General features: G+C 59.8%; 6 protein-coding genes and 1 pseudogene. 1 reads left to right on the top strand and 6 read right to left on the bottom strand.

The window, feature by feature from the left end:
* A partial coding sequence (locus tag ACTG27_RS21930) for an NADH:ubiquinone reductase (Na(+)-transporting) subunit E (protein ID WP_439980551.1) occupies positions 1-458 on the bottom strand: 458 nt, incomplete at its 3' end.
* Positions 459-519: 61 nt separating this feature from the next.
* On the opposite strand from ACTG27_RS21930, the gene ACTG27_RS21925 reads away from it, so the two are divergent.
* Entirely contained in the window at positions 520-816 is a 297-nt protein-coding gene (locus ACTG27_RS21925) for a hypothetical protein (protein WP_439980474.1), read from the top strand.
* Between the two features lie 25 nt (positions 817-841).
* Here ACTG27_RS21925 and ACTG27_RS21920 read toward each other — a convergent pair.
* The 5 genes and pseudogenes from ACTG27_RS21920 to ACTG27_RS21900 all read right to left on the bottom strand — a co-directional run bounded on the left by ACTG27_RS21920 (position 842) and on the right by ACTG27_RS21900 (position 6,217).
* Positions 842-1,882, bottom strand: a pseudogene (locus tag ACTG27_RS21920) (IS481-like element ISAs19 family transposase).
* Positions 1,815-2,255: a hypothetical protein gene (locus ACTG27_RS21915; RefSeq protein ID WP_439980472.1), complete on the bottom strand. Its 441-nt coding sequence runs from the start codon at positions 2,253-2,255 to the stop codon at positions 1,815-1,817. Before ACTG27_RS21915 ends, ACTG27_RS21920 begins: the two are co-directional and overlap by 68 nt.
* A 259-nt stretch (positions 2,256-2,514) precedes the next feature.
* Positions 2,515-3,696, bottom strand: a complete 1,182-nt coding sequence (locus ACTG27_RS21910; RefSeq protein WP_439980470.1) for a MerR family transcriptional regulator — start codon at positions 3,694-3,696, stop codon at positions 2,515-2,517.
* A 177-nt stretch (positions 3,697-3,873) separates the two neighbouring features.
* Positions 3,874-5,604, bottom strand: coding sequence for a single-stranded-DNA-specific exonuclease RecJ (gene recJ, locus ACTG27_RS21905; RefSeq protein ID WP_439980469.1), 1,731 nt, complete (start codon positions 5,602-5,604; stop codon positions 3,874-3,876).
* A complete protein-coding gene (locus ACTG27_RS21900) occupies positions 5,570-6,217 on the bottom strand; it encodes a disulfide isomerase DsbC N-terminal domain-containing protein (RefSeq protein WP_005335146.1) in 648 nt (215 codons plus the stop codon). The genes recJ and ACTG27_RS21900 overlap by 35 nt, the downstream gene beginning before the upstream one ends.
* Positions 6,218-6,323 lie beyond the last annotated feature (106 nt).

Raw genomic sequence — 6,323 nt, 5'->3', positions numbered from 1 at the left:
AGCAGCCAGCCAAGCCCCGAGCCTGCGCTGTAGACCAGCGACTCGGCAAAATCGTAATCCCGCTGCGCCATAAACATCACCCCACCAAAGATGGCGCAGTGCACCGTCAACAGCGGCAGATAGATGCCGAGCGCCTGATAGAGCGCCGGAACGTACTTGTCGAGCACCATCTCCATCACCTGCACCAGCGCCGCCAACACCCCGATGTAGATGATGTAATCGAGAAATCCCAGATCGAATTCCCCGAAAAAGGTACTGCCTGCCCGCAAGATATGACGGTAAATCAAGTTGTTGAGGGGAATAGCGATCACCATCACCACCAGGATCGTCATGCCAAGGCCAAAGGCGGTGTTGATGTTCTTCGAGACGGCCAGAAAAGTACACATCCCCAGAAAGAACGCCAGGGCGAGGTTTTCGACAAATATTGAGTGAATAAACAGGTTGAGGTAGTAGTCCATAGGTGTGCTCACCAGGTGTTTGCGCAAAGAGAAAGTCTGCCTCTGGCCGATGGCCAGCAGCATGGACGAAACAACAGAAAGCGCGGACGCAGCACCGGACGATAGAGCGCAGGCAGCAGGTGTCAGCCTGCCCCGTCAGTCAATCAGGAGCGTTAAAAGCAGTGTGAAAGCGTGGATGAGCGTCCGCCAGCAGGGTGAGCTAGTCGCCGTGACAGAAGCGAAATGGCAGATGGTGGCCGCAGAGTTGCCGTTTATGCAGATAGCCAACGTGGCCACAAGCTTGTCTGACATAGATCAGCGGCACAAAGAACAACAGGCCACAGAGCAGGCCGAGTGTACAGATCTAGTTATCACCTGACACCGGCCTCAAACCGGTGTCTTGTTTACGCTACTTTAGAGCGCACTTCCTTCGGTATCAATTTCAGACCCTTCTTGAACATGCTGTAGGGGGTTTGACCCTCCATCATCCTGCCCTGATGTGGCCGCTGGGTGTTGTAGTGCACCAGATAGCTATCCAGGTCTGTCTGCATCTGCTCTACCGACTCATACCAGGTCGTCCTCCCCTTGATGCGGAAGTGTTCATCCAGCAAGGTTCGATGCAGCCGCTCGATAAAGCCGTTGCTCTGCGGCCTGCGCACCTTGGTGGTTCGGTGCTCAATCCCCTCCAGTTGCAGGAACAGCTCGTAGGGATGGTGGTCTGGGCGCCCACAGAACTCGCGCCCGTTGTCCGACAGGATGGTATAGACCCGCGCCTCGTGGGCCTCGAAAAACGGCAGCACCGTTTCATTGAGCACATGAACCGAGGTCACCGGCAGCTTGCTGGTGTAGAGCCGTCCCCAGGCGTGGCGACTGTAGCAGTCCAGCACGGTTTGTAGATACACCTTGCCAACCCCCTTGAGCGCGCCGACGAAGAAGGTGTCGACCGCCACCAGTTCTCCGGTGTAATGAACCTCAATCTGGCGTTCTCGGAACTCGGGACTGAATCGTTCTAACAGGCGAATTTGCTCGTCATTGAGCTCAATGGTCTGCTCACGGTGAGTTTTCTCAAGGCGCAGCAAGCGGTCGTGTTTAGAGAGCAAGTCGTGCCGTTGCCACACGCCACGCACACCGCCCGCACTGACATTGATGCCTTACAGAGCCAGTTCTTGCGCGACCCGCAGCGGGCCTTGAGTTGGTCTGGTGAGGGAGTAATCGAGGATGGCCTGTTCAATCTCGGGCGCAACCCGATTGGGATGAGCCCCTTTACAGCCCGGCAATTTGTCGAGCAAGCCCTCGGCGCCATAGGTCTGGTAATTACGGCGAATTTCGTAGAACTGCTGGCGGCTGTAGCCAATGAGCTTGCAGGCTTTACTGACGTTATTGAGCTCTTTGGCGAGCTCTAGCAGGCTGAGTTTGCGACGTGCTACTTTCTCGTTGGTGGTCATACGGTGACTCCAGATAACACGGTAGGGGTACCGTTTTGTTATCCGGTTTGAAGCCGTATGACCACTCCCTTTTGTGGGCAACTGTCAGGTGAATACCATCTCCATACAGGCCGAGGATGTCGTGCTGGAACCAGGCCAGCAGCATCTGGTAGAGATGGCCGTCCCGCTCCTTCGCCAACCGCCGCCCCTGCTCGACCTCGTGGCGCCACTGGTTGCCCGGCAGCAAACCGACCGTGTCGACCAGACGTTGGTTGAGCGGGTCTTGCAGTGCCATCCCCGCCATCGCCCCGGCAGATGGCCCCTGCGAAACGGCGCTCAGCCCAGCTGCGGCAAAAGCAGCGAGCCACAGAATGCAGGCGATGGCAAAGGCCATTGCACCGTACTGTATGCGGCTTGGGGGTAAGCGACTGGCAAGAGGCAAGGATCGAGCTCCTTCAGGGATGACAGGAATGCGGGGATAAATATATCACAAGCCATCACTTTATTGGATTTTGATATTCACCTAATCATGCAAATCAGCACTAAACACTTAATTATCACTGAACTTGGCATTTAAAAACTAAAACAAATGGGGGAGCATCTGCTCCCCCGTCCGATCACTGGCTCACCCTCAATGGCAATAGCCATCCTCTTCACATCGCCTGCAGGCAGCAGATCACATAGCCGTAACTGCCCAGATATTGGCGGTGGATGGCTACTTCCCGGCTCAAGTCCTGCCAGGCGGCACTCTCCCCCAGCTCGTCTCGATAGCGCACCAGATTGACCTCAATAGGGTCCAGATAGTTGTTCCAGGCGCTCATCGGCAACGGAGTGTGTGACAGGCAGCGGTAGCCTGCCGCTTGTATCGTCTCAAGCAGGCCCGCCAGCGTCTGCATGGCGGGATAATCCTGCTGCCAGAATGCCAACGCCTTCTCGGGCGGGTTATCGGTCAGCCAGACCGCATCACTCAGCACGATGCAAGCCTGCGGGCTCGCGAGCAGCGGACGCCACGCCTTCAGCGCATTAGCAACCCCCATCACGTAAGCACTCCCCTCTGCCCAGATGAGGTCGGCCGGGGCCAGATCGTCCGGCAGTGCCGCCATGTTGGCGCAGAGGGTGGAGACATGCTCAAAGCCCGCTGCACGGGCGGAGTCCGCCACGGCGGCCAGTGCCTCCTCTTCCAGATCGATGGCTACGATGGCGGCATCGGTCACCTGAGCCAGCGCCATGGTCGAGGCACCGCGCCCGCAGCCCATGTCGAGGATCCGGCGCGGCCGGATGGGCAAGGCGGCAAACTGCTGCTGAGTGAAGGCGCGATCCCCCGGCCCCCAGTAACTCATGCCATCCAGCAGCTGGATAAAGTCCTTGATGTAACGCTCATGTTCATTCATGTCTTTGCTCAACCATTGCAAGTGGTAGCGATCTTTCTCGCTAAAACCCTGTTTCATCACCCAAGCGAAGTAGGCCTCCGGTGCCTCGCGCTGCAGCTGCAGCTGCCAGGCCTTGAATTCCTCACCGGAGCGCGGGCGCAGCCCTGCCAGATCCGCCAACAGATCCCGGGCGCGCTGCATCCGCGCCAGCTCCTCATCCAGCTCCCTGACCCGGGCCTGCAATGCCGCCTGATCTATCTCGCCAGCCAGACAGGCGAGGCACTGCTTGAGGCTGAGGCCACCTGCCTGCAGGGCCTGCACCATCTGCAGTCGCTGCAGATCCCCCTCGTCATAGTGGCGATAGCCGTTGGCGGCCCGGGTGCCGGCAATCACCCCCAGCTTCTCGTAATAGAGCAGGGTGGAGCGGGCGAGGCCGCAGCGGCGGGCCAGTTCGGATATTTTCATGGCAATCACTCACGGTGAGGGCCCTCAGGTGACCCGATAGAGACGAGCTTAAACTGTGAAGCTATAGACGGGTCAACGCCCTTTTCCAGAAATCCGCCAACAAAAATGGCCACCCGAGGGTGGCCGTTGTCAGCGCTATCTGTGATAAAGCGGCGATAGAGCAGCGATGCTACCGGCTCAGAGACCGCCCGCCTCCAGATGCTCCACCAGCAGCTGCACGCTGCGGTTGCCGCGCCACTCGTTGACATCGAGCCGGTAGACAAGCCGCACCCGCTTGACCGAGGCATCGGGCCAGCGCTTGAGATCGACGCCGAAGGCGATGGCATCCACCGCGTGACCAGAATCGGTTGTCAGCATCATCTTGAGGTGCTTCTCCCCCACCAGCCGCTGCTGCACCAGCACGAACTCGCCGTCAAACAGCGGCTCGGGGAAGGCCTGACCCCAGGGGCCGGAGGCGCGAATAAGCTCCGCCAGCTCGAGGGTAAGCTCATCCGGCAACAACTCGCCATCGGTGAGCAACACCCCGGTCAAAAGCTCCGGTGTCACCAGCTGACTGATGACAGCCTCAAAGGCCCGACCGAACGCCTCGATATTGGCCTTGGGCAGGGTCAGCCCTGCCGCCATGGCGTGGCCGCCAAACTTGCCCATCAGGCCCGGGTGGCGGGTATCGAGCAGTTCCAGCGCATCGCGCAGGTGCACGCCGGGGATGGAGCGGCCGGAGCCCTTGAGCTCGCTCTCGCTGCTCTCGGCAAAGGCAATGACCGGGCGGTAGTACTTCTCCTTCACCTTGGAAGCCACCAGCCCCACCACCCCCTGATGCCACTCGTTGCGGTGCAGCACTATGCCCGACGGCACCTCGCCATCGCGAAACCGGATCTGCTCCAGGGTGGCGAGGGCCTCCTGCTGCATCCCCTGCTCGATCTCCTTGCGCTCCTGATTGAGGCTGTCCATCTCGGCCGCAAGCTGGCGCGCCAGATTAAGATCATCACAGAGCAGACAGGCGACCCCGAGGGACATGTCATCGAGGCGCCCTACCGCGTTGAGGCGCGGCCCCAGCGCAAAGCCGAGGTCGGCGGCAGTGAGGCGGCGACCATCGCGGCCCGACACATCCACCAGCGCCTGAATGCCGGGGCGACAACGGCCAGCCCGGATCCGCTGCAACCCCTGATGGACCAGAATGCGGTTGTTGCCATCGAGCGCCACCACGTCGGCGACCGTGCCAAGGGCCACCAGGTCGAGGTAATCCGCCACATTGGGGGCTCGCAACCCTTGCCGTTCGTACCAGCCAAGCTGACGCAGATGGGTGTTGAGGGCCGCCATCAGGTAAAAGGCTACCCCCACCCCGGCCAGCGACTTGGAGGGGAAATCGCAACCGCGCTGGTTCGGGTTGACGATGGCATCGGCGTCAGGCAGCTCCTGACCCGGCAAATGGTGATCGGTAACCAGTACCTGCATGCCGGCCGCCTTGGCAGCCGCCACCCCGGCGATGCTGGAGATGCCGTTATCCACCGTGATCAGGAACTCGGCGCCGCGCGCCACCGCCAGCTCGACAATTTCGGGGGTAAGGCCATAGCCAAACTCGAAGCGGTTGGGCACCAGAAAATCGATGTGGCGACCGCCCATGGCGCGCAGGGCCAGCACACACAGCGCCGAACTGGTGGCACCATCGCAGTCGAAGTCGCCGACAATCAGAATCCGTTTCTGGACAATCAGGGCATCCGCCAGCAGCGGCACCGCCTGCTCCATCCCATAAAGGCGCTGGGGCGGCAACAGCTGGCTGGCGCTGCGCTCCAGCAGGGCGGGATCCTCTACGCCACGACTGGCGAAGATTTGGCGAAGCAGAGGATGCAAGGTGGCAGGCAGATGGGAATCATCAACTCGCGGACGACGACGGATTTGCAGGGACATCAATATGATCCAGTATCTTGAGCAGCTGTTCGGGGCTCTGATACCCGCGCACCAGATCCCCGTCGGAGGAGACCCAGGCCGGCAGTACCTTGACCCCCAACCATTGGCTCAGGCCAATATTTTGGATAAGGGTCTCACTACATGCCGTTTGAGGCAAATAGGCTTTTAACGGATCATTTTGCAGCAGGGGATCGCTGCACCAGTCGGCGGCCCGTTCGGCGTGATCAATCACCGGATAGAGAGCCACGCTCACCCCGGATGCCTGCAGGTGTTGCAAGGTGCCGGAGAGCTGACGACGTTTGGCATCCTGCTCACCGAGAAACAGCGCAACCCGGTGACGCTCATCCCGGGCCTTGAGCACAATGGGGGCATGAGCCACCTGCGCCAAACCAAGTCGGCGCTGCTCGCGCATACCCGAGATGGTCAGGTTCTTCATGTCGCGGGTCATATCCAGCATAACCCCCTGCACCACATAATCCCCTTTGGCATCGCTGTAGAGCACCCCCTGTGAGGTGCCCAGCATATACAACCCCGCGATCGGGGTCGGTTCAACCAGATAGACGGGGACCCCCAGCCGGGCTGTGATGGTCTGTTTCAAGGCTTGGGTATCCATCCCCGCTCTGGCAGCAAATGTGCACAAAAGCATCATTCCCAGTAGTAAATACTTCACTTGTTTACTCACGTGGTATGAATGAATCGACCCAGCAAACTACAGTAGC

The organism is Aeromonas sp. 97A (assembly GCF_051919185.1).
Classification (GTDB): Bacteria; Pseudomonadota; Gammaproteobacteria; order Enterobacterales; family Aeromonadaceae; genus Aeromonas; species Aeromonas veronii.
The sequence above is the reverse complement of the archived record's forward strand: the minus strand, read 5'-3'. Positions and strand labels throughout refer to the sequence as shown.